Source organism: Nocardia sp. NPDC056000, from assembly GCF_042269265.1.
GTDB lineage: Bacteria > Actinomycetota > Actinomycetes > Mycobacteriales > Mycobacteriaceae > Nocardia.
In genome coordinates, this window is the sequence record NZ_JBHJXS010000015.1 from 225998 (window position 1) to 248233 (window position 22236).

Consider the following 22236-nt stretch of genomic DNA (forward strand, 5'->3'; position numbering starts at 1 on the left):
GGGAGAGCGTCGGCAATGCTAGCGTGGAACCGCATTAGCGCCGAGCTCTCTGTTCGAGCTGTCGAGCAGATGGGGGACACGTGACTACGAACGATCAGAATTCGACCGCACAGGCCGCGGCCGGGCTGCCGGTGGACGCCGACGATGTCAAGGATGAGCACGCCTCGTCCGGCGCGGGCGCCCCGGAGCCGGGTAAGGCCGAGGCCGAAGCCAATGGCGAGGGTGAGCAGGGCGCGGGTTTCTTCCCGCCGGTGCCGGACTCGATCGAGCAGACCACCGTCTTCCCGCCCGAGGCCGCGCCCTACGGTGCGGGCCAGCCGGGATTCCCGCAGCAGGGTCCGTACGGCCAGCCGTACCAGGGCGGCCCGAACGGCCCGTTCGAGGGACAGGGCCCGTTCGCGGGCAACCAGTTCCCGCAGGGGCCGCCGCAGGGTTTCCCGCCCACCGGCAATTACCCCGCACCCGATGCCGGACAGTTCGCGCCGCCGCCGAATTCGGCTGCGCCGGGCCAGTTCCCGGTTCCGGACGGCAGCTACGGCGAGGTCCGCGACAACACCCCGTACGGTGAGATCCGGCAGGAAATCGGCAGTGACGGCATGGTTCGCCGGGTGTTTCCCGACCAGCCCGCTCAGCCCGATCCGGGCGCTCAGCACGGACCGGAGGGCGCTGCCGGACCGGGCGGCGCACCCGGGCAGTTCGGTCACCCCGGGCAGTTCGCGCCGTCCAATGATCAACCGGGCGGGCCGATCTACAGCTGGTCGCCGCCGCCCGCGCAGGCGCCGCAGCAGCAGCTGCCGCCGCAGGGTTTCCCGCAGCAGCAGGGCTGGAATGGTCAGCCGCAGCAGGGATTTCCGCAGCAGCAGGGCGGATTCCAGCAGCAGCCGCCGCCGGGGCATTCGGTCAATGACCTGAATCTGTTGCGCCGGGCACGGCGCGCGCCGCGCAGTGGCTGGCGGCGTGCGGTGCACAAGGCGTCCGGCGGTGTGATCAACCCGGGGGAGTCGCCCGCGGATCTGATGCACGCGCAGCTGGTGGATCGGGTGAATCAGCCGGTGCGCGGTGATTACCGGATCGCGATCCTGTCGCTCAAGGGCGGTGTCGGAAAGACCACCACCACTGTCGGTTTGGGGTCCACCTTCGCTTCCGAGCGCGGTGACCGGGTCATCGCCATCGACGCCAATCCCGACCTGGGCACGCTCGCCCACCGGGTGCCGCGGCAGACCCGCTCCACGGTGCGAAACCTGTTGGAGGACAGCCACATCACCCGGTACTCCGATGTGCGCGCGCATACTTCCCAGGCTCCGAGCCGACTGGAAGTGCTTGCCAGCGAACAGGATCCGGCGGTGTCGGAGGCGTTCAGCGAGGCCGACTACCGCAAGGCGATCGGCATCCTGCAGCAGTTCTACAACATCATTCTCACCGACTGCGGCACCGGACTCATGCACTCGGCCATGTCCGGCGTGCTGGATATGGCGAGCTCGCTGGTGCTGGTGACCTCACCCGCCATCGACGGCGCGCGTAGCGCCTCGGCGACGCTGGACTGGCTCGATCATCACGGCTACCACAAGCTGGTGGAGCGAACCGTGGTGGTGGTCAACGCATCTCGCAAGGGTTCCTCCACGGTCGATCTGGATCAGCTGCGCAAGCTGTTCCTGGATCGCACCCGCGCGGTACAGGTGGTGCCGTTCGACGATCACCTCGCCGAGGGCGCCGAAATCGACCTGGAACTGGTCTCCAAGCCGACCCGCCGCGCCCTGCTGGAGCTGGCCGCCATGGTCGCCGACGATTTCGGCTACCACGCCTCCCAGCGCTTCTCCCCGAACAACCAGCGCTGAGCCGAAAAGCACTGCACCACAGCTGAATACGACAACGCCCCGCGACATCTGATGTCGCGGGGCGTTGCGGCGGGTGGGGTGTGAGCCGGGGCGTCCCCCCTTCGTCATCCCGGCATGCTTTTGGCCGGGATCCACACCCGGCAGTTGCTGCGCCGATGGTGTGGATCCCGGCCAAATACGCGCCGGGATGACGAGAGGCTGGTCAGCCCGAATGCCGGAGGGCTGTCAGGCGTGCACCAGCGGGGCCAGGGCTCGGCCTGCCAGATCCACGGTGCCGGGCTCGTGGCCGTTGGTGACCAGGTTGACGATTAGGCCGTCGATGCCGTGGTCGAGGACGCGGGCCTGGAGCTGTTCGGCCACCTCGTCGGGGGTGCCGACGAATTGGCGGTCGGCGGGGGACTGCTTCAGGGCCTCGACCGGCATGGAGGACAGGTCCGTAATGCCAATGCGGGCAAGGAGATCCGCCTGGGTCTTGCGGGCGCGGTCGCCGTCCTCGTCGACGATTACGAAGGCGAGGTAGCTGGTCTCCAGGGATTCGCGGGCGCGGCCGGCCTCGTCTAGGCGGGCGTGCAGGGCCTCCAGCTTGCGGGGCAGTTCGGAGGCGTTGCAGATGATATTGAGGTGGTCGGCGAAGCGCGCGGCCAGCGCGAACGTCTTCTTCTCGCCACCGCCGCCGAGCATGATCGGCAGATCATCGCGCACGCGCGGCTCGTTCATGGCGTCCTGGGTCTGATACCACTTGCCGTCGAAGGTGGAGTGCTGACCGCGCAGCATCGGCGTGATGATCTGCAGGGCCTCCTCCAGGCGTTCGAACCGCTGGGTGAAGGTGCCGAAATCGAAGCCGTACGCCTGGTGTTCGAGCTCGAACCAGCCCGCGCCGATGCCGAGCACCGCGCGCCCGCTGCTCACCACGTCCAGTGTGGTGACGGTCTTGGCGGTGAGCGCCGGATTGCGGTAGGTATTGCCGGTCACCAAGGCGGACAACTGAATTCGCTCGGTGACCGCCGCCAGTCCGGACAGTGTGCTGTACGCCTCCAGCATGGGCTGATCGGGCGTGCCGAGCAGCGGCAGCTGATAGAAGTGATCCATGACGAAGGCGGCGTCGAATCCGGCCGCCTCGGCTTCGCGCGCCTGCGCGGCCACGGCCGCGAACAGCTCGCGCGGCGCTACCCCGTAGCTGAAGTTGGGCATCTGATATCCGAGACGAATGCTCATGCGTTCACGCTATGACCTGGAGTGCACTCCAAGTCAAGTGCCGCACCGGATGTTCATTGCGCGGCAGCGTATTCCCGGGCGCGACAGCTCGTTCCGCAACAGCGCCCAGCGCGATAGCGGGCGATGGTGCGCTAGTCGGCGGTGACGCGGCGGGCGGCGCGCTGGAAGGCCGCCAGTACGGTGGCAACGGCGGGCCTTTTCTCCGCATGCGGCCGGGTCGCCAGATCGTAGAGCCGGGCCGCGCGCACGCCCGCCAGGCGCAGCATCACCAGATCCGGATGCCGCACCGCGTGGCGCGGCATGAGCGCGATGCCGTAGCCGGAGGCGACCAGCGCCTCGATCACGGTGAAATCGTTGAGCCGCTGCGCGATTCGCGGCTGCACGCCGGTGACCGTGGCGATCGACCGCAGCACATCATCCACCGGGAAGCCGCCCCGCACACTCAACCAGGTCTCATCCGCCAGCTCGGCGGGCACCACCGCCCCCTGCCGCGCCAGCCGATGCTCCGGTCCCACCACCACATCGATCGGCTCGCGCATGAGCACCCGCGAGGCCACCCGCGCCCCGCTCATGGACGCCGACCGCTCATCGCGATGGGTCAGCACCACGTCGTAATCGGCAAGCAGCCGAGGCACTTCCACGGGCGGCACATCCTCATCGGCCGCCACCATCTCCACCCCGGTCTCCGCCAATTCGGCGAGCACATGCGGCAGCAGCAGCGCCGCCCCCGACGGAAACAGCGCCACCCGCACCTGCCCGCGCGGCGACCCCCGATAGGACGCCATCTCGGCCGCGGCCTTCTCCATCGCCGCCAGCACCTCATCGGCCCGTACGACGAGCGCCCGCCCGGCATCGGTCAATCGCACCCGCCGCCCGTCCGGTTCCAGCAGCGCCACCCCGGCCTCGCGAGCCAGCACCTTCAACTGCTGCGAAACCGCCGACGGTGTCATCGACAGCGCCGCCGCCACCGCCGCCACCGTTCCCCGATCCGCCAATTCGCGCAGCACCCGCAACCGCTCCACAGACATGAGCGGCCCCGCGCCGCCGACCTCACTCGAATCACCCACGCGCCCGGTATTTTCCGCACCGCCGCCGGGCGAATCGGGCCGAAGTCCGGGTGGCCGCAGGCTCGCTGTGCCCGGATTGTCCGCCCCGGCCGGTGCCGCGACGGCCTCCGCCAGGGTTCGGGGTGGGGTACCCGCCGGGAGGTGGCGGGGCCCCATCGTGGTCGGGGTGGTGATGCGGCGCGGGCGGGGAACGGTGCGAGGTGGGGTGGGGTGTTCCGGGTCTTCGGGGTGGTGCATAGATAAGTTCTACTACATCATTGGTGCAGAATTATTCGATTGTTCTTACCTATGGATGGCTTCAGTATTTGCCGCATGACCAATCGTGATCGGCTGCTCGGCCTGGGTGTCGTGGTGCTCTGGGGACTGAATTTCCTGGCCATTCGGGTCGGGCTCGATCACTTCGAGCCGTTCTTCTTCGCGGCCCTGCGGTTCGCGGTGATCGCGGTGCCGGTGCTGATGTTCGTGCCGCGGCCGCAGGTGCCGTGGCGCTGGTTGCTGCTGTACGGCGTCGGGTTCGGGATTCTGCAATTCGCGTTTCTGTTCAGCGCCATGCGGGCCGGGATGCCGACGGGGTTGTCCTCGCTGGTGTTGCAGTCGTCCGCGCCCTTCACGGTATTGCTCGGCGCGGTGTTCCTGCGAGAACGGTTGCGGCCCATACAATTCGCCGGTATCGCGGTCGCCATGGCCGGGATGGCGGTGATCGGCTGGGATCGATCGCACAGTGCGGCGCTGCTGCCGCTGGTGCTGACGCTGCTGGCCGGATTGGGCTGGGCCTTCGGCAATATCGGGTCCCGCATGGCGGCGGCGCATGCCGCGCCCGAGGGTCCGGTGAATCCGCTGCATCTGACGCTGTGGATGACGGTGATTCCGCCGCTGCCCATGTTCGCGCTGTCCGCGCTCGTGGAGGGACCGACCACGGGCCTGCACGATCTGGCGGCGTCGTTCTCGGCGACCGGCTGGCCCGCCTATGCCGCGCTGGCGTACATCGTGCTGCTGGGCACCATCGCGGGTTCGGGCCTGTGGACGTATCTGATGAGCCGCTATCCGGCGGGCACGGTCGCGCCGCTGTCGCTGCTGGTTCCGGTGGTGGGCATCGCGGCCTCGTGGGCATTCCTGCATGAGCGTCCGACGGCGGTTTCCCTGCTGGGGGCGGCCATTGTCATCGCGGGGGCGTTCACCGCGACCTCGGCGCGACCCGGACAGTCTGCGAAGTCTGCGAAGCGAATAGTCGGCATTCGGGCATCAATGTTCAACACAAGGTACGCAAAACAGGACCCAACGGACCAAACCCCGGTTCCCGCTGCCTAGGATTCCCCCAGGCGTGGGAGGTAGGGAATGACTGGACAGCGTTTGTCCGTCACGCGGCGAACGGTGCTGCGTGGCGCGGTCGCGGCTGGTGCGCTGGCGGGCGCCGCCGCCACCTTGCGACCCACTCCCGCGCACGCCGATCCGAGTCGCAGCGTGGCCGTGCTGGGCGGCGGTGTCGCCGGTCTCACCGCCGCGCACGAATTGGCCGAACGCGGTTTCGACGTCACCGTGTACGAGCGCCGGGCACTCGGTGGCAAAGCCCGCAGCATCCCGGTGCCGAACAGTGGCCGGGACGGCCGCCCGGAACTCATGGGCGAGCACGGTTTCCGCTTCTTCCCCGGCTTCTACCGGCACATTCCCGACACCATGCGGCGAATCCCGTTCGCGGGCAATGCGAACGGGGTCTGGGACAATCTGGTCGCCGCCTCCGAGGCGCGTTTCTCCCGCCGCGACGCCGATGACGTGATCCTGCCGATGGGTAAGGCCGGGCGAATCTGGGCCACCCCCGACGACTTCCGGGAAACCGTCGGTTCGGCCATCGCCACCAGCACCAAGATGTCCGAGTCGGACGCGCTCTACTTCGCCAATCGACTACTGGTGTTCAACACCAGCTGTGATGCCCGCCGCTACGGCCAGTGGGACAAGGTCGCCTGGCGCGAATACGTGGGCGCGGGCCGCCGCTCCACCGAATTCCGCATGCTGCTCTCGCGCACCCTCACCACGCTGCTGGTGGCGGCCAAGGACGATCTGGCCAGCACCCTCACCATCGGCAATATGGGTGAGCAGTTCCTGGGCAATCCCCTGGAGGTCGCCAATGACGGTGCGCTGGACCGGCTGCTGAACGGTTCCACCAATGAGGCGTGGATCAATCCGTGGGTCGCGCGGCTGCGTGAGCTGGGCGTGAAATTCGCGACCGGCGAGGTGCGCGGACTCGAAATCGCGGACGGCAGAATAACTTCCGCGCGCATCGTGGACGGTTCCGGCGCGGCCCGTCAGGTCGAGGCCGACTATTTCATCTCCGCCGTGCCCACCGAGGTCGCCCGCACCCTGTGGACACCCGAAATCCTGTCCCGCCGACCGGAATTGGCGGGCATGAATCAGCTCATGGTGGATTGGATGACCGGCATCCAGTTCTTCCTCAAGACCGAGACCAATATCGCGCGCGGGCATGCAGCCTACGTGGATTCGCCGTGGTCGCTGACCTCCATCTCGCAGAATCAATTCTGGAACCGCACCCCGGTGACGGGTATGGGCGACGGCACCGTCAAGGACTGCCTGTCGGTGGACATCTCGGACTGGAACACCCCCGGCATGCTGTACGGCAAACCCGCCAAGGAATGCACCCACGACGAGATCGCCCGCGAGGTGTGGGCGCAGCTCAAGGCGCACCTCAATGATCAGCGCGAACTCTTGAGCGATGCCGATCTGCACTCCTGGTTCCTGGACACCGGCATCACCTGGGACGCCGGGGCCAAGCGCAACACCAATGCCGATCCGCTGCTCATCAATACCGCGGGCTCCTGGGCGCTGCGCCCGGAATCGCATACCGCCGATATCGAAAACCTGTTCCTGGCAGGCGATTACGTGCGCACCAATGTGGATCTGGCCACCATGGAGGGCGCGTCCGAGGCCGCGCGCACCGCGGTGAACGCGGTACTGGACGTCTCGGGTTCCAATGCCCCGCGCTGCCAGCTGTTCAAGCTGTACCGCGCCACCGAGCTGGAACCGTTCCGGCAGTTGGACATCGCGCGCTACAAGGCCGGTCAGGCGAATCTCTTCGACATTCCCATGTAGCGACATTCCCTACAAATCACTGGCGGCACACCTTGGTTCGCGCGTTCAATCGAAGTCATGAGCGAGATCAAGGATCCGGCTGAACTGCGTGAACTCCTGGGCGCTCCGACGCCCCGGGCCGTCGCCAAGGAGCGGGTCGCGCTGCACGAGCGCGATAAGGAGTGGATCTCCCTGTCTCCCTTCGTGGTACTGGCCACCAGCGACGCGGACGGCAATTGCGATGCCTCGCCCAAGGGCGATCCGGCGGGTTTCGTGCGGGTGCTCGACGACACCACCATCGCCATTCCCGAGCGGCCGGGTAATCGCCGCGCGGACGGCTATCTCAATATTCTGAGCAATCCGCATGTGGGCGTGATCTTCCTGATTCCCGGTCGCGGGGAAACCCTGCGCGTCAACGGCCGCGCGCGCCTGGTGCGCGATGCCCCGTACTTCGACGACATGGTGGTCAAGGGCCATCGCCCGATCCTGGCCGTCGAGGTGGATGTGCAGCAGATCTTCCTGCACTGCGCCAAGGCTTTCCTGCGCAGCGGCCTGTGGAAGCCGGAGCAGTGGCCGGTCGACACCCTGCCCAGCCAGGCTCGCCTGGTGAAGGAATTGCAGCCCGGCACCACCGAAACGCTCGAACAATTGGAGAAGCACTACTCGCACACCTATGAGGAGCTGCTCTACAAGTCCTGAGTGCGGCGCACCTCACGCGCGCCGGGTCGATGCCGCCTGCGCATCGGCCCGGTCGCACCAATAAACTCGCGGCGTGGCAGACATTTCGGTACGCGGACAGCTGGCGCTGCGGGCGGCGACGGCGGCGTCATGGGCGTCGCGGCGCGCCGGGCGCGGCAACGGTTCGATGATCGGCGGCCTGATCGCGCTGAAAATCGATCCGACGATCATGACCCAGCTCGGGCGGGGTCGCCGGACGGTGCTGGTCACCGGCACCAACGGCAAGTCGACCACCACCCGCATGACCACCGCCGCGCTACAGACGATCGGCGCGGTCGCCACCCAGGCGGACGGCGCCAATATGGATGCCGGAATCGTGGCCGCGCTCACCGCGAATCGGGTCGCGCCGCTGGCCGCCATCGAGGTGGATGAACTGCATCTGCCGCATGTGGCCGATGCGCTGGAGCCGGCCGCGGTGGTGCTGCTCAATCTGTCCCGCGATCAGCTGGACCGGGTCGGCGAGATCAATATGATCGAGCGCCGCCTGCGCGCCGGTATGGCACGGCATCCGGATGCGGTGCTGATCGCCAATTGCGATGACGTACTGGTCACCTCGATCGCCTACGACCATCCGAATGTGGTGTGGGTGTCCGCCGGGAGCGGCTGGGCGGTGGACTCGGCCAGCTGCCCGCGCAGCGGTGAGCCCATCGTGTGGGAGGGCGAGCACTGGTACAGCACCGGCGCGGATTTCAAACGCCCGGAGCCGCAGTGGCGGGTGGACGAGCACGGCATCCACGGCCCGGACGGCCTGGAATTGCCGCTGGCGCTTGCCCTTCCGGGGCGCGCCAATCGCGGTAACGCCACCCAGGCGGTGGCCGCCGCCGTGGCGATGGGCGCGGATCCGCTCGCCGCCGCGAACGCCACCGGCACCGTCACCGAGATCGCGGGCCGCTATCGCACCGTCGAGGTGAACGGGCATAACGCGCGGCTGCTGCTGGCCAAGAATCCGGCGGGCTGGCAGGAGGCGCTGTCCATGATCGACTCCGCCGCAACGGGTTTGGTGATCGCGGTGAACGGCCAGGTGCCGGACGGCGAGGATCTGTCCTGGCTCTGGGATGTGCGCTTCGAACATTTCGAGGGCACCCAGGTGGTGGCGGCGGGCGAACGCGCCACCGATCTCGCGGTGCGGCTCACCTACGCGGGCGTCGACCACATCACGGTGGCGGATCCCTTGCGCGCCATCGCATCCTGCCCGCCGGGCAAGGTGGAGGTGCTCGCCAACTACACGGCCTTCCGTGACCTGAACCGCGACCTGGAAGCGAAGGCCCGCGCATGAGCGAATCGACCGTCCGCATCGGCCTGGTGCTGCCCGATGTCATGGGCACCTATGGCGACGGCGGCAATGCCCTGGTGCTGCGCCAGCGCCTGCGCCTGCGCGGCCACGACGCCGAGATCGTCGAGATCAATCTGTCCGATCCGGTGCCGGACTCGCTGGATATCTACACCCTCGGCGGTGCGGAGGATTCGGCCCAGCGCCTGGCCACCCGTCACCTGCAGCGTTATCCCGGGCTCCAGCAGGCCGCGGGCCGTGGTGCGCCGGTGCTCGCCATCTGTGCCGCCATCCAGGTGCTCGGCCACTGGTACGAGACGTCGTCGGGCGAAAAGGTCGACGGCGTTGGGCTTTTCGACGTCACCACCTCGCCCCAGGACAAGCGCGCCATCGGTGAGGTGGCGACGCAGCCGCTGCTGCCCGGCCTCTCCCAGCCCCTGACCGGCTTCGAAAACCACCGGGGCGGAACCAAACTCGGCGGCGACGCCTCCGGCCTGGCCCGCGTCACCAAGGGTGTGGGCAATGGCGTCGGTGACGGTCTCGAGGGCGTGGTCCAGGGCTCGGTGCTGGGCACCTACATGCACGGCCCCGCCCTGGCCCGCAATCCCGAACTCGCCGACTACCTCTTGAAGCAGGCCCTCGGCGTGGACACCCTGGCTCCCCTCGATCTCCCCGAGGTGGACCAGCTCCGTCGCGAACGTCTGCGCGCCTGACCGAACTCCTCCGGCTCACCGGTTTGTGAAACACCACTCCGTCATCGAGGTCGGGGGCCGTACGGCCCCCGCTAGCACGCATTTCCCGCGACACATAGCCGACACGCATGGCGAGTCTTGTGGCTCACCCTGAATGTGTTGAGCGGGGCGCGACCGGCCGGTAGTGTCGCGCGCGGCCTACTTGATGAGGGAGGTGGCCGGTTGCGCAGGCGCGCGGTGTTCAAAGCTGCCGGTATGGCGGCTCTGCTGGCGGGTATGGGATCCGGGGCCGCGATGCGCGGCGCGGGTACCGCCGCGGCGAATCCGATCTGGAACGCGCTCTTCCAGGCGTGGGTCCCGGAAATCTTTGCGCCGCTGCCTGATCCGCCGGAGCACACCGACGCCATTGTGATCGGCTCGGGCTTCGGGGCGGCGGTCACCGCGCTGCGGCTGGCCGAGGCGGGCGTATCCAATACCGTGCTGGAACGCGGTTCGCGCTGGCCGAACGATCCCAATCGGGAGATCTTCACCGGTGACGATCTGCCGGACGGCCGCGGCTTCTGGCATCGCACCAGTTTCACCGGCGTCACCAAGGTGCCGATGACGTTCGCCGATTTCGGCGGCGTGCTCGACGTCACCGAATTCGGCGGCATCGATGTATGGCGCGGTGCGGCGGTCGGCGGTGGCTCGATCGTCTTCACCGGAGCCATGGTCGCGCCGCCGAAGCATCTGTTCGACACCGTGTTCGGCGGTATCGCCGACTACGACGAACTGGACCGGGTCTACTACCCGCGGGTGCGGGACATGCTGCGGCTGAGCCCGATGCCCGCCGATATCTACAACTCGGCCCCGTTCACGCATTCGCGGGTGTGGGATCGGCAGGTGCGGGCGGCGGGTTATCAACCGGTGCCCAATGATTCGATCTTCAACTGGGATGTGCTGCGCGCCGAACTGGCGGGCGCGTCGCGGGCGTCGGCCACGGCCTCGCGCAGCAATCTCGGCAATTCCAATGGCGCGAAGTTCGATCTGAATCAGAACTACCTGCGCTACGCCGAGGCCACCGGGCGCACCGGGATCTTCCCAGGGCATCGGGTGGATTCCATCGGCCAGGACGGCAGCGGCAAGTACGTGGTGTCGGTGACCAAACTGGCCCCGACCGGTCAGATACTCGGTACCCGCACGCTCACCTGCAACCGCCTGTTCCTGGGCGCGGGTTCGGTCGGCACCTCGGAACTGCTGGTGCGCGCGCAGGCCACCGGCACCCTGCCGAATCTGAACGAGCACATCGGCGACGGCTGGGGCACCAATGGTGATGTGGTGCTGGCGCGCAGCGTCAGCGAGCCCACCACCACCGGTGGCGGCGTGCCCAGCGCCAGCCGCATCCTGGACGAGTCCGGTGTGCCGCTGACGCTCGAAAACTGGTATGTCCCAGGCATTCCCGTGGACACCCTGGCCATCGCCTCGCTCGGTATGGTGCTGGATCCGACCCGGGCGCGCTTCGGCTACGACCGGGCCCGCAATACCGTCGGCCTGAATTGGCCGCGCGCCACCCAGGATCACGTGATCGCCGCGTGCCGGACCGTGGATCGCCGCATCGCGAGCCTGTCGAATTCCTCGGTCGACTATTCGCCGATCGGCTACGACGCCAACGCGGCGTTCACCGCGCATCCGCTCGGCGGCGCGGTCTTCGGCCGGGCCACCGATGTGAACGGGCGGGTGCACGGTCATCCGGGTCTGTACGTGATGGACGGCGCGGGCATTCCGGGCAGTACCGCGACGGTGAATCCGTCGCTCACCATCACCGCGCTCGCCGAGCGCAATATCGAGGCGATCATTCGCGCGGGCAGATAGCTGGACGACGGGCTGCGAGGTTGCTCGCGCACGCTGTATATATGCGTCGCGAGCCATGACGCAGCCCGAGTCACGCGTTTCGGACCGATCCGGCCGGGGCAATTACGCTGGCGCCAGACCGTTCAGTGAGGAAGGGGTCGGCGTGAGCGAAATCGGCGCACCGGAGGCGGAGAAATTCCCGCCGAAGCCACCCGCCCTGTGGACGGATCTGTTCATGCTCGCACTGGCCGTCGTGTCGGTGGCGCTGGTGGTCTGGGTGACGTTCTTCCCGGTCTCCGGGCACACCTATCACGCCATTCGGATCGTCGACTACAGCATCTGCGCGATCTTCCTGGCCGAATTCCTGTGGCGCTGGCGGCGGGAGGCGTGGAGCTGGACGTTCCCGTTCATCTACTGGTACGAGGTACTGGGCATGATCCCGGTGACCAGCCCGTTCTTCCGCGGTTTCCGGCTGCTGCGGATCGTGGTGATCGCGGTGCGCGTCGGCCGGGTGGCCGATCGCGCGCTCGGTGAACGCGTCACCGCCGCCGTGGTGAATCGCTCGGTCGGCGTCATCGTCGAGGCGGTGAAGCGCCCGGTCACCATGGCCGTCATCGATGAGGTCGGCGAGGTGCTGCGCACCGGCCACTACGCCCGCAATATCGCGAACGCGCTGGAGGAGAACCGGGGTGAGCTCGATCAGATGATGCTCGAGCTCATCCGCCAGGATCCGCAATTGGGCCGGGTGCGCTATCTCCCGTTCCACGAGGACATCATTCGCGGTATCGCCGATGCCAGTTTCCGCCTGGTGTTCCAGGTGCTCGCCGATCCGCGCACCGATGAGCTGGTGGCGGATGTGCTGCGCGAGAACATCGATCAGATGCGGACGGCGGTGCGATCCGGGGTGCGGGTGCCGGAGTCGGTGAATCACCGTCTCCAGCAATAGTTCTCACCTGCGCGGCGACAACGTCACCCGTGCTGTGCGGCCTCGCCGCCGCCGTGCCGGAGATCGCCGCCGTGCCGGAGCTCGTCGCCGCCGTGCCGGATGCGATCGCGCGGATTCGCGTAACGCACGGTCTCCCAGGCGATCAGCGCCAGCAGCACCGCGCACAGCAGTGCCAGTGAACCGAGCGCGGGCAGGGTGGTGGCGAGCGGGATCAGCGCCAGCAGGGCCACGGCGGCCACCACGCGCGGTATGAGCAGTTTGTGTGTCGCGTAGTACCGGAAACCCACCAACGCCAGCAGATAGGCCACTGCGCCCCCGTAAAGGGCATACAGCGGAATGCCGTAGAGCTTGTCCTCGAGCGAATGCCCTTGCGCCCCGCCCACATAGCCGAGCACCTTCTTCAATCCCAGTGACATGGCCACGATTCCGGCGATCATCGGGAAGTGCCAGTAGGTGTAGCAGCCGCGCGCGATCTGAATGCGCCGCTCACCGGTGGAGTGCTCCAGTTCGTGCTCGACCATCAGCGCCGCCACATCGAAGTACGCCCACCACATGAGCCCCGCGACCGCGAGTCCGAGCAGTGAGCCGAGCGTAATGGCCCAGGAGATCGGCAGTCCGGCCACGCCGACGCCGATCGAGACGATGGATTCGCCGAGCGCGATGATGATGATCAGCCCGTACCGTTCGGCGAAATGCTTGGCGGAGTTGACCACCCAGTCATTGCCGGAGAATCCGGTCCACAGCATTTCCCCGGCGAGCGCGGCCAGCCAGAGCAGGATCTGCCAGTCGCCGTGACTGCGCACACCGAGCAGCAGCAGCACCGCGGCGATGGTGAGTGAGCCGAAGGCCCAGCGAATGACCTGTCCGCGCAGCTTCTCGTCATCGGCGCTGGCCATCCAGAACACCGACAGGTGCACCAGGCGCGCGACGAGATACGCGATGACGAAGACCAGCGGCCCGTACCAGCCGCCCGGAAGATCGTGGAAGGCTTCGGGAATGGTGAGCGCGATGACGAACGCCGCGCCCATGGCCACGAACATGGCCACCCGCGCGATGCCCTCATCGGCCTTGACCACATTGCCGAGCCAGGAGTAGCCGATCCACATCCACCACAGCAGCATGAGGATGACCAGCGCGCGCAGCAGATTGATCGCGGTGGTCTCGTGGGCGGCCAGATCGGTGACCATGGTGAACGCGAACACGATCACCAGGTCGAAGAAGAGTTCCAGCTGGGTGACGGAGGCGTCTCGCGCCACCGGCATTATTCGCTTTCGTTGCGCACCGGGCATGTTGGACATAGTGCCGGGTTCGCGGCCCGAAGGGCAGTGTCAGTGACGCGTGTTCACCATCGGCGTCACGCGGTGCCGAAGCCCGGTTCGAGGCGGCCGCCGTAGTGCAGCGGCTGGGAATAGCTCGTGGGTTCGTACCCGGCCTGTTCCACGTAGGGTGCTTCCTCCACCTCGCCGAGTCCCTCGATGCCGGTGACGGATTCGACGAACGAGATGAAGTTCTCGATGGTGGTCTCGCCCTCGCGGCGGGCGGTGCGCTTGAGGAACATGCCCGGTGCGGGAATCGGCAGGTAGAGCTCGGTGTGGTACCAGACCTCGGTCCCGCCGTCCTCGGTTTCGGCGAGGTCGAACCAGCCCTGGCCGCCCGCGCCGGCGCTGGATTCGGAGACCTTCCAGGCGACCCGGTTCTCACTGCAGGTGTACTCGACGACCTGGCGATCGGGGCGGCCCATGAGGGTGGCCGAGACGTACGCCCGCTTGGGGCGGCCCAATTTGTCGCGGGTGGCGACCCGGACGTCCTGATACGAGGGGGACCAGTCGGGAAGTTGCTCGACCATGAGCAACGCCTCCATCACCTGATCGGGATCGATGTCGATGATGAAGCGGTGATCAGTCTTAGTGCGCATTCCTACCCTCCAGCTTGGGCACCGATTGTGACCAGCGTCGCTCGCCGAGTCAACTGTGTCGCATACCGCCCGGTCTTGTCTGGTTCGCCGGAATCACGAATTTCACTGTCGCGCAATGGAATCGGAACGTACCCGTGGGTAAGTTCCGTTTACCTAATTGGTGACCCAGGTCACAGGATGAACTCGAGTCGATAACACGCGAATCGACGCCGAAACTTTCCGGAACTTTCCCGTTGACACCACTCCAGTCGTAGTACTACATTCCTAATCACTACAAACGAAGTACAACGAACGAGGCGGTAACCATGCGAAATCTTGTCTACTACGTCGGCGCCTCCATCGACGGCATCATCGCGGGTCCGCAGGGTGAGTTCGACTTCCTGCCGGTCGACGAGGTCATGACCGCCTGGATCGGTGCGCGCTACCCCGAGACCATTCCGGCCTTCCTGCGCGAATCGGTGGGCCTGCCGGTCGATGAGCCCAACAAGGAGTTCGACACCATCCTCATGGGTCGCGGCACCTATGAGCCGGGCCTGTCCGTCGGCATCGCCAACCCCTATCCGCACCTGAAGCAGTACGTCATCTCCGGCACGCTGGCGCAGGCCGATTTCCCGGACGTGGAAATCGTGAGCAGCGACCCGGTCGAGTTGGTCCGGCGGTTGAAGAAGGAAGAGGGGAAGGATGTGTGGCTGTGCGGTGGCGGAAAGTTGGCCGGGGAGTTGATCGACGAGATCGATCAGCTCGTCATCAAGACCTATCCGGTCATCGCGGGCGCGGGCGTACGGCTCTTCGACGGCGCATTCCACCCCTCCCGTTTCCGGGTCACCCGCCGCGAGGCATTCGAGAATGACGCCCAGGTCACCTGGCTGGATCGCGTAGCAGCGCGGTGACATGCACCGAGGTTTCGTGCAGCCGCTGGAACACATCGAGCAGGACGCGCATCTGCTCATCGGTGTAGTCGTTCATGACCTTGCCGAACTCGCGCGCCAAAACCTCGTAGTGCGGGGCGATTTCGTCGATGCGCTCGGGGATGGCGGTGACGATGACGCGCCGCCGATCCAGCTCATCGTGTTCGCGGCGCACGTACCCGGCCTTGAGCAGCCGATCGATCATCCGCGTGATCGCCCCCGTGGTGAGCCCGGTTCGCTGGGCCAGCTCACCCGCGGTGGCGGGCCCGTCCAGCCGCAGCAGATTGAGACACCGCAGGTCGGTGACGTGCAGACCGAGTTTGTCGGCGATGGCCCCGTGCACCATGACGGCGTCGGTGGCGGTGCGCTGGGCGGCGAGGGTGAGCGCGGCGGCGAGCTCACGGTGTTTTTTCGTCATCCCTTGACAGCATAGTCTGTCCCGCGCAATATCTTACTGAATCAACTATTTACTCAGTCAGATATCGATTGATTCAGGGGATGTCATGACCGCTCAACTCACCGACGAAACCGCCATCCGTTCGCTCTTCGATCGCTCCAACCGGGCGTGGGAGGCGGGGGACGCGCACGCCTACGCCGCCGTGTTCACCTCCGATGCCGACTATGTGACCTGGTTCGGTCAGCGCATCAGGGGGCGCGAGGCCATCGAGGCGTCGCATGTTCCGGTGTTCGCCAAGTATTTGAAGGGCACGCGCCTGGACGGGGAGATCACCGGCGTGCGTTTCCTCACTCCCGATGTGGCGGTCGTGCACGGCCGCGGCGCGGTGGTGAAGGGCAGGCGGCGGCGCGGTCGCTTCAACACGAAAGTGAATCTCTACGTCGCTGTTCGGTCCGAAGGGGAGTGGGCTTTCGCGGCCTTCCACAACACCAAGTACAGCTGGCTCTTCAATACTCTTTCGGGAAGCCAGGATTCGGCCCGTGACCGTTCGGCGACCGGCTAGCCGGGAGGTAGCACGAAAACCGATGGACCTCGGCCGGTAGTCTTGCAGGTCGGTAGCAGCAGTTTGTCGATCTTGGAGGATTCCCGCAGTGGCTCTCGTCGTCCAGAAGTACGGAGGATCCTCGGTCGCCACCGCCGAGCGCATCCGCAGGGTCGCCGAGCGGATCGTCGAGACGAAGAAGCAGGGCCACGATGTCGTGGTCGTCTGCTCCGCGATGGGTGATACGACCGACGAACTATTGGATCTGGCCCAGCAGGTGGCGCCCGCGCCGCCCGCCCGCGAAATGGATATGTTGCTCACCTCGGGTGAGCGCATCTCCAATGCGCTGGTGGCCATGGCCATTCATTCGCTCGGCGCGGAGGCCCGCTCGTTCACCGGTTCGCAGGCCGGCGTCATCACGACCGGTACGCACGGCAACGCGAAGATCATCGATGTGGCTCCGGGCCGGGTGCAGAACGCGCTCGCCGAGGGCACCATCGTGCTGGTCGCGGGTTTCCAGGGTGTGTCCCAGGACAGTAAGGACGTGACCACGCTCGGTCGCGGTGGTTCCGATACCACCGCGGTCGCGCTGGCCGCCGCGCTCAATGCCGATGTGTGCGAGATCTACACCGATGTGGACGGCGTTTTCAGCGCCGACCCGCGCATCGTCGCCGATGCCCAGAAGCTGGACACCGTCTCCTATGAGGAAATGCTGGAGATGGCCGCCTGCGGCTCGAAGGTTCTGATGCTGCGCTGCGTCGAGTACGCGCGCCGCTACAACGTGCCGGTTCATGTGCGTTCGTCGTACACCGACAAGACCGGCACCCTGATTTCCGGATCGATGGAGGACATCCCGTTGGAGCAGGCAATTCTCACGGGCGTCGCGCACGACCGCAGCGAGGCCAAGGTGACCGTGGTCGGCATTCCGGATAAGCCGGGTTACGCCGCCAAGGTGTTCCGGGCCGTCGCCGATGCCGAGATCAATATCGACATGGTGTTGCAGAACATCTCGAAGGTGGAGACGGGTAAGACCGACATCACCTTCACCCTGCCCAAGCTGGACGGCCCGCGCGCGGTCGAACTGCTCACCAAGGCGCAGGGCGAGATCGGCTTCTCGCAGGTCGTGTACGACGATTTCGTCGGCAAGGTGTCGCTGGTCGGCGCGGGTATGAAGTCGCATCCGGGCGTGACCGCCACCTTCTGCGAATCGCTCGCGGACGCGGGCATCAATATCGATCTCATCTCCACCTCCGAGATCCGAATCTCGGTGCTGGTCAAGGACACCGATCTGGACGAGGCCGTGCAGGTGCTGCACCGCGCCTTCGATCTGGGCGGCGATGAAGTGGCCGTGGTGCACGGCGGAACGGGGCGCTAGTCATGGGCGTACGCGTAGGTGTTGTCGGCGCGACCGGTCAGGTCGGCGCGGTCATGCGAAAGCTGCTGGAGGAGCGCAACTTCCCGGCCGATGAGGTGCGGTTCTTCGCGTCCGCGCGCTCGGCCGGTAAGACGCTGCGGTTCCGCGGGCAGGACATCGTGGTCGAGGACACCGAGACCGCCGATCCGTCCGGTCTGGATATCGCGCTGTTCTCCGCCGGCGCCACCATGTCCCGGGTGCAGGCCCCGCGCTTCGCGGCGGCCGGTGTCACGGTCATCGACAATTCGTCGGCCTGGCGCAAGGATCCCGAAGTGCCGCTGGTGGTTTCCGAGGTGAATCCGGAGGCGACCCGCAACCTGGTCAAGGGCATCATCGCCAATCCGAACTGCACCACCATGGCCGCCATGCCGGTGCTGAAGGTGCTGCACGATCAGGCAGGTCTGCAGCGCCTGATCGTCTCCAGCTATCAGGCGGTGTCGGGCAGTGGCCTGGCGGGCGTCGAGGAACTCGCCACCCAGGTGCGCGCGGTCATCGACGATGCCGAGAAGCTGGTGCACGACGGTTCGGCCGTGGATTTCCCGGCCCCGAACAAGTACGTGGCCCCGATCGCCTTCGATGTGATCCCGCTCGCGGGCGCGCTGGTCGACGACGGTTCGGAGGAGACCGACGAGGATCAGAAGCTGCGCAACGAGTCTCGCAAGATTCTCGGCCTGCCCGATCTGCTGGTCAGCGGCACCTGCGTGCGCGTGCCGGTCTTCACCGGTCACTCGCTGTCGATCAATGCCGAATTCGCCGAACCGATCTCGGTCGAGACCGCGAAGAAGCTGCTCGCCAACGCCCCCGGCGTCCAGCTGGTGGATGTCCCGACCCCGCTGGCCGCCGCCGGTAAGGACGAATCGCTCGTCGGTCGCATCCGCCAGGATCCGGGCGTCCCGGACGGTCGCGGTCTGGCGCTGTTCATCTCCGGTGACAACCTGCGTAAGGGTGCGGCGCTGAACACCATTCAGATCGCCGAAGTTCTGCTCGCGGACCGCTGAGTCCAAAGCCCCGAAATCGGGCCGTTCGATCCATCACGGATTGAACGGTCCGTTTTTCATATTCTGGCCTTCTTCAGTCGGTCCAGAGTTCCGCACAGGGTAGTGGTGGAAGTCGATCTATCGAGGAACCATCGGGGGTGGTTGCCGATGTCCCGATGGTGACTTCAATACTGTGCGGACGCAAGTGCGCCGCGAGGCGTTCGGCAATTGCGCGGGCGGCTCGGTAGTCGAGCACCATGCCACCCGGAAAGCGTAGGCGCACATGGACTTCGCGCGTTTGCGGTGCGGCGGTCATGTGCCACCTCTTGTTGTCGGATTGGTGCGACGGGTCCCAAGTAAACGGTAAACACAGAAAAATTGCGGTGCAATAAGAAAAATACATGTTCCATACTGTGCGCCGTAAGCTCGCCCGGCGTGGAATCCTTGTCCGCAGATCCCATCTGGGAAGGAGAAGGGCATGGTAGGTATCGGCGAAACAAGCGGGCGGTGACGGCCGGGAAAGCCGATCAGGCAGAAGGAGTTTGACCCGGTGGCCGAAAGTACCCTAGGGGCACGGGTAGCGGAGTTGCGCCGGCGGCGGGGACTATCGCAGAAAGAGTTGGGCGCGGCAATCAGGCGCTCGGAAAGCTGGGTGTCGCAAGTCGAACGGGATGTACTGCCGGTCGAAAGACTGTCCGTACTCCAGCGACTGGCCGACGTCCTCGGAGTCGCGGTGCGAGACCTGAGACCCGAGGCGGCCGAACCGATGGCCGCCGATCGTGGCGATGGTCATCGAGCCGGATCCGCCGTTTTCGAACAACTGCGACTGTTGCTCACCGGACATCCAGCGCTGGAGCAACTTCTCGGTGACGAGGCCGATCGCGAGTCGGCCGATGAGTTGCCGGGGCTACAGGAACGAGTAGATCTGGCATGGCAGTTGGCGCACGAGTCCCGGCTCGTCGAGGTCGGTAGCGCACTGCTGGAACTGATTCCGGATCTCGAACACGCGGCGCGGACCACCTCCGCGAAACGGCCGGAGGTGCTGACACTGTTGTCACGCGCCTATCAGGTGGCCGCCACCGCATTCACCCGTCAGGAGGAAGTGGACGCGGCCTGGGTAGCCGCCGATCGGGCGCTCACCGCGGCCGAGGAATCCGGTGACGCGCTCAGCGTCGTGGCCGGAACCTACCGCATGGCACAGGCTTTCCTGCGACTACAGCGGTTGGAACAGGCCGAGCAGGCGGCCCGGGTCTCGGTGGCGGCGCTCGCGCCGCAGGTCGCCGATCCCGAGCTGTTGCGCCCGGAAGTGTTGTCGCTCTACGGATCTCTGCAGCTCATGCTGGCGGTGATCGCGGCGACCGATGGCAATCGGACCGCCGCGCGCACCGGCTTGGCCGCCGCGCGCAACGCCGCGCAGCGACTCGGTGAGGGCCGCAATGATTTCGACACCGAATTCGGTCCGACCAGTGTGGCCGTGCACGCGGTCGCGGTGGCCGTCGAATTGGGTGATGCGGGTGAGGCGCTCGATACCGCGGCGTCGGTGGACGCCTCGGTGCTCTCACCCGAACGGCAGGCGCGTTTCCTGGTCGACGTGGCTCGCGCGCACGCGCAGCGACGCCAGGCGCAGGATGCGCTGGGGGCCTTGCTCAATGCCGAGCGATTGGCTCCCGAGCTGGTGCACCATGATCCGCGCGCGCGGGAGGTGGTGCGCGATCTACTCCAGTTCGCGGGTCGCCGACCGGCCGATGATCTGCGTGAACTGGCGGGCCGAGCCGCTGTGACGCCGTAACGCATCCGTGGGTGTGGGGGCCCACGGATGCCGGAACGGACCTTCAGTGAATGCCGGGGGTGCGTGGGTCCGGACCCACGCATGCCAGCAGCTCACAGCCCGGTGGTGCGTCGCTGAACGGCGGCGCCAGCGGAGTGTTCAAGCAGGACAGCACATTACAGCCCGGATAGGCGTCCGGTCCGAGGCCGAACACGGCGAGCGCGATATCGGCGTCGAAGTATTTGGAGGCGTCGAAGCGCAGCGGCGGTTCCACGAACTGCCCGGGATCGGGTACCGGGCTGTCGTGGAAGGCGGCGAACAGCTCCCGGAAGAATTCGTGCGGAACCTCCATGCCGTACTGCAGGATTCCGCTCGCGCCCTGGTTGGTGTGCACGCCGAACACCCCGGTCCACACCACCATCAGGTCCAGGCTGGGGATGATGAACACGTGCTGTAGACCCAGCCCGGACATGGAATACATGTCGGCGGGCAGGAATTCGGCGTTCTCGGCGCAGTCGGGGCCGATCCAGAACAGGTAGCCGTAGCAGCTGTTGGTGCTCGACGAGGTGGTGGCGCGGTGCAGATAGGCCCGCGAGACGATCTCGCGGTCGTGCCAGCGGCCGTCGTTCGCGGTCAGCATGCCGAGCCGGGACAGATCGTCGGGCGGGATCATCAGGTGCGCGTAGCCGTAGGTGTGCCCGGAGCGGTCCCGGGCCCAGTAGTAGTCGCCGCGCTGTATGCCGATGGGGCCGAACAGTTCCCGTTGCGCGAACTCCTGGAGCGGTTCGCCGATGGCCAGTTCGATCACATAGGAGAGCAGGTCGACATTGCGCTGACTATAGGAGAATTTCGTGCCCGGCGGATTGTCGAATGGCACCGCGAGCGCCTGCACCGCGCTGAACGGGTCGACCGGAATGACGCCGGTGAGCCCTTCGGTGACGAGTCCGATTCGCAGACCGGATGTTTCGGTGAGCAGATTCTCCACGGTGATCGAACGATGTTCGGCATCACCGATGCCGGGCGGGAGATAACGGTCGATGGGCGCGTCGATATCGAGTTTGCCTTGATCCCAGGCGATTCCGGCGAGTAGCGAGACAATGCTCTTGGTGACGCTCCAGACATTCCATGGAATATGTCCGGTTTGAGCGTTTTCCGGCCCCTCGCCGATGAGACAATTATGTCGGAAAACCTGCACATTCAATCGGTTTCGGCTTGCCGCGAAGTTCAACGCGTCTCGCAGCCGCGCGCTGTCCAGACCGGCCTGCTCGGGAGCCGCCCGTTCGAATTCCCGGCCCTGCGGTTGCTCGCACTGTATTTCCGGCTGAGCCATTTCCGCCGGCTGCGCGTGCGCGAAACCGCCGCCGCAGATCACCAGTGCCACCGCTACCGCGCCGGCCCAACCCCCGCGCTTGCGCAACATGGGTTTCAGGTTATCCGGCGGGCACTGTCCCAGACCCCGAAACGCACAGCAAAACGCCGCCAGGCGGGGGGAGTCCTGGCGGCGTCGTTCGCGGCTGTGCCGCGAAGCAGCGTCGACGCCCAACAAGCGCCTCTCGGCGGGTGGTCGCTCGTAGCGACGGAGGGTGCGGCCCGGGGCTGTTACCGACGCCGACAGTGGGGATCAACCGGGCCGCGGCGGGAT

20 protein-coding genes are annotated in these 22236 nt (G+C 66.5%); 13 read left to right on the forward strand and 7 right to left on the reverse strand.

The genetic code is table 11. The annotated features are described in order from the left end of the window. Positions 1 to 80 precede the first annotated feature (80 nt). Entirely contained in the window at positions 81 to 1835 is a 1755-nt protein-coding gene (locus tag ACFC4D_RS37775; RefSeq protein ID WP_376070660.1) for a MinD/ParA family protein, read from the forward strand. A 225-nt stretch (positions 1836 to 2060) separates the two neighbouring features. Here the strand turns inward: ACFC4D_RS37775 and ACFC4D_RS37780 are convergent, their stop codons facing one another. Then, positions 2061 to 3050, reverse strand: coding sequence for an LLM class F420-dependent oxidoreductase (locus ACFC4D_RS37780; RefSeq protein WP_376070663.1), 990 nt, complete (start codon positions 3048 to 3050; stop codon positions 2061 to 2063). A 131-nt stretch (positions 3051 to 3181) separates the two neighbouring features. Further along, positions 3182 to 4078, reverse strand: coding sequence for a LysR family transcriptional regulator (locus tag ACFC4D_RS37785; protein WP_376070784.1), 897 nt, complete (start codon positions 4076 to 4078; stop codon positions 3182 to 3184). 351 nt (positions 4079 to 4429) lie between these two features. Here ACFC4D_RS37785 and ACFC4D_RS37790 point away from each other — a divergent pair, with 351 nt between their 5' ends. From ACFC4D_RS37790 to ACFC4D_RS37820, 7 genes are all read left to right on the forward strand, one after another. Beyond that, positions 4430 to 5425: an EamA family transporter gene (locus tag ACFC4D_RS37790; protein ID WP_376070666.1), complete on the forward strand. Its 996-nt coding sequence runs from the start codon at positions 4430 to 4432 to the stop codon at positions 5423 to 5425. 27 nt (positions 5426 to 5452) lie between these two features. After that, positions 5453 to 7219: an FAD-dependent oxidoreductase gene (locus tag ACFC4D_RS37795; protein WP_376070668.1), complete on the forward strand. Its 1767-nt coding sequence runs from the start codon at positions 5453 to 5455 to the stop codon at positions 7217 to 7219. Between the two features lie 57 nt (positions 7220 to 7276). Further along, positions 7277 to 7897, forward strand: coding sequence for a pyridoxamine 5'-phosphate oxidase family protein (locus tag ACFC4D_RS37800; protein WP_375962082.1), 621 nt, complete (start codon positions 7277 to 7279; stop codon positions 7895 to 7897). Positions 7898 to 7970: 73 nt separating this feature from the next. Further along, positions 7971 to 9212 carry a MurT ligase domain-containing protein gene (locus ACFC4D_RS37805; RefSeq protein ID WP_364637392.1) on the forward strand — a complete coding sequence of 414 codons (1242 nt, stop codon included), beginning with the start codon at positions 7971 to 7973 and terminating at the stop codon, positions 9210 to 9212. Further along, positions 9209 to 9919, forward strand: coding sequence for a type 1 glutamine amidotransferase (locus ACFC4D_RS37810; RefSeq protein WP_375962085.1), 711 nt, complete (start codon positions 9209 to 9211; stop codon positions 9917 to 9919). The genes ACFC4D_RS37805 and ACFC4D_RS37810 overlap by 4 nt, the downstream gene beginning before the upstream one ends. Before the next feature lie 234 nt (positions 9920 to 10153). Beyond that, on the forward strand, positions 10154 to 11749 hold the full coding sequence (locus tag ACFC4D_RS37815) for a GMC oxidoreductase (protein ID WP_376070671.1): 1596 nt from the start codon (positions 10154 to 10156) through the stop codon (positions 11747 to 11749). 142 nt (positions 11750 to 11891) lie between these two features. Continuing rightward, positions 11892 to 12674 (forward strand): ion transporter, encoded by a 783-nt coding sequence (locus tag ACFC4D_RS37820; RefSeq protein ID WP_375962090.1) that lies wholly within the window; start codon positions 11892 to 11894, stop codon positions 12672 to 12674. 23 nt (positions 12675 to 12697) lie between these two features. On the opposite strand, the gene ACFC4D_RS37825 is transcribed toward ACFC4D_RS37820, so the two are convergent. Both ACFC4D_RS37825 and ACFC4D_RS37830 read right to left on the reverse strand, forming a co-directional pair. Then, positions 12698 to 13963 carry a low temperature requirement protein A gene (locus ACFC4D_RS37825; RefSeq protein WP_376070673.1) on the reverse strand — a complete coding sequence of 422 codons (1266 nt, stop codon included), beginning with the start codon at positions 13961 to 13963 and terminating at the stop codon, positions 12698 to 12700. 65 nt (positions 13964 to 14028) lie between these two features. Continuing rightward, a complete protein-coding gene (locus ACFC4D_RS37830; RefSeq protein ID WP_375962096.1) occupies positions 14029 to 14589 on the reverse strand; it encodes an SRPBCC family protein in 561 nt (186 codons plus the stop codon). Positions 14590 to 14894: 305 nt separating this feature from the next. On the opposite strand from ACFC4D_RS37830, the gene ACFC4D_RS37835 reads away from it, so the two are divergent. Then, the gene (locus tag ACFC4D_RS37835) at positions 14895 to 15479 is read left to right on the forward strand and encodes a dihydrofolate reductase family protein (protein ID WP_376070676.1); all 585 of its coding nucleotides are present in this window, start codon (positions 14895 to 14897) and stop codon (positions 15477 to 15479) included. On the opposite strand, the gene ACFC4D_RS37840 is transcribed toward ACFC4D_RS37835, so the two are convergent. After that, on the reverse strand, positions 15448 to 15915 hold the full coding sequence (locus tag ACFC4D_RS37840) for a MarR family transcriptional regulator (protein ID WP_364637406.1): 468 nt from the start codon (positions 15913 to 15915) through the stop codon (positions 15448 to 15450). The genes ACFC4D_RS37835 and ACFC4D_RS37840 overlap by 32 nt on opposite strands. Positions 15916 to 16000: 85 nt before the next feature. Here ACFC4D_RS37840 and ACFC4D_RS37845 point away from each other — a divergent pair, with 85 nt between their 5' ends. The 3 genes from ACFC4D_RS37845 (at position 16001) to ACFC4D_RS37855 (ending at position 18847) form a co-directional block, all read left to right on the forward strand. Further along, the gene (locus ACFC4D_RS37845) at positions 16001 to 16456 is read left to right on the forward strand and encodes an SgcJ/EcaC family oxidoreductase (protein WP_376070679.1); all 456 of its coding nucleotides are present in this window, start codon (positions 16001 to 16003) and stop codon (positions 16454 to 16456) included. Positions 16457 to 16544: 88 nt separating this feature from the next. Beyond that, complete coding sequence (locus ACFC4D_RS37850; RefSeq protein WP_375962106.1) at positions 16545 to 17810, forward strand: aspartate kinase; 1266 nt, start codon at positions 16545 to 16547, stop codon at positions 17808 to 17810. Between the two features lie 2 nt (positions 17811 to 17812). After that, on the forward strand, positions 17813 to 18847 hold the full coding sequence (locus ACFC4D_RS37855; RefSeq protein WP_376070681.1) for an aspartate-semialdehyde dehydrogenase: 1035 nt from the start codon (positions 17813 to 17815) through the stop codon (positions 18845 to 18847). 73 nt (positions 18848 to 18920) lie between these two features. Here ACFC4D_RS37855 and ACFC4D_RS37860 read toward each other — a convergent pair whose 3' ends face one another. Next, positions 18921 to 19142, reverse strand: a complete 222-nt coding sequence (locus ACFC4D_RS37860; RefSeq protein ID WP_364637414.1) for a hypothetical protein — start codon at positions 19140 to 19142, stop codon at positions 18921 to 18923. Between the two features lie 234 nt (positions 19143 to 19376). Here ACFC4D_RS37860 and ACFC4D_RS37865 point away from each other — a divergent pair, with 234 nt between their 5' ends. Then, positions 19377 to 20615 carry a helix-turn-helix transcriptional regulator gene (locus ACFC4D_RS37865; protein ID WP_364637416.1) on the forward strand — a complete coding sequence of 413 codons (1239 nt, stop codon included), beginning with the start codon at positions 19377 to 19379 and terminating at the stop codon, positions 20613 to 20615. Between the two features lie 43 nt (positions 20616 to 20658). Here ACFC4D_RS37865 and ACFC4D_RS37870 read toward each other — a convergent pair whose 3' ends face one another. Beyond that, the gene (locus ACFC4D_RS37870; RefSeq protein WP_376070684.1) at positions 20659 to 22014 is read right to left on the reverse strand and encodes a serine hydrolase domain-containing protein; all 1356 of its coding nucleotides are present in this window, start codon (positions 22012 to 22014) and stop codon (positions 20659 to 20661) included. Positions 22015 to 22236 lie beyond the last annotated feature (222 nt).

Bases quoted from the DNA above. Each gene is read 5' to 3' on its own strand.
- ACFC4D_RS37860 (WP_364637414.1), bottom strand. From the start codon at position 19,142: ATGACCGCCGCACCGCAAACGCGCGAAGTCCATGTGCGCCTACGCTTT.
- ACFC4D_RS37785 (WP_376070784.1), bottom strand. From the start codon at position 4,078: ATGTCTGTGGAGCGGTTGCGGGTGCTGCGCGAATTGGCGGATCGGGGA.
- ACFC4D_RS37780 (WP_376070663.1), bottom strand. From the start codon at position 3,050: ATGAGCATTCGTCTCGGATATCAGATGCCCAACTTCAGCTACGGGGTA.
- ACFC4D_RS37810 (WP_375962085.1), top strand. From the start codon at position 9,209: ATGAGCGAATCGACCGTCCGCATCGGCCTGGTGCTGCCCGATGTCATG.
- ACFC4D_RS37790 (WP_376070666.1), top strand. From the start codon at position 4,430: ATGACCAATCGTGATCGGCTGCTCGGCCTGGGTGTCGTGGTGCTCTGG.
- ACFC4D_RS37870 (WP_376070684.1), bottom strand. From the start codon at position 22,014: ATGTTGCGCAAGCGCGGGGGTTGGGCCGGCGCGGTAGCGGTGGCACTG.
- ACFC4D_RS37845 (WP_376070679.1), top strand. From the start codon at position 16,001: ATGACCGCTCAACTCACCGACGAAACCGCCATCCGTTCGCTCTTCGAT.
- ACFC4D_RS37800 (WP_375962082.1), top strand. From the start codon at position 7,277: ATGAGCGAGATCAAGGATCCGGCTGAACTGCGTGAACTCCTGGGCGCT.
- ACFC4D_RS37830 (WP_375962096.1), bottom strand. From the start codon at position 14,589: ATGCGCACTAAGACTGATCACCGCTTCATCATCGACATCGATCCCGAT.
- ACFC4D_RS37815 (WP_376070671.1), top strand. From the start codon at position 10,154: ATGGCGGCTCTGCTGGCGGGTATGGGATCCGGGGCCGCGATGCGCGGC.
- ACFC4D_RS37855 (WP_376070681.1), top strand. From the start codon at position 17,813: ATGGGCGTACGCGTAGGTGTTGTCGGCGCGACCGGTCAGGTCGGCGCG.
- ACFC4D_RS37795 (WP_376070668.1), top strand. From the start codon at position 5,453: ATGACTGGACAGCGTTTGTCCGTCACGCGGCGAACGGTGCTGCGTGGC.
- ACFC4D_RS37825 (WP_376070673.1), bottom strand. From the start codon at position 13,963: ATGCCCGGTGCGCAACGAAAGCGAATAATGCCGGTGGCGCGAGACGCC.
- ACFC4D_RS37840 (WP_364637406.1), bottom strand. From the start codon at position 15,915: ATGACGAAAAAACACCGTGAGCTCGCCGCCGCGCTCACCCTCGCCGCC.
- ACFC4D_RS37835 (WP_376070676.1), top strand. From the start codon at position 14,895: ATGCGAAATCTTGTCTACTACGTCGGCGCCTCCATCGACGGCATCATC.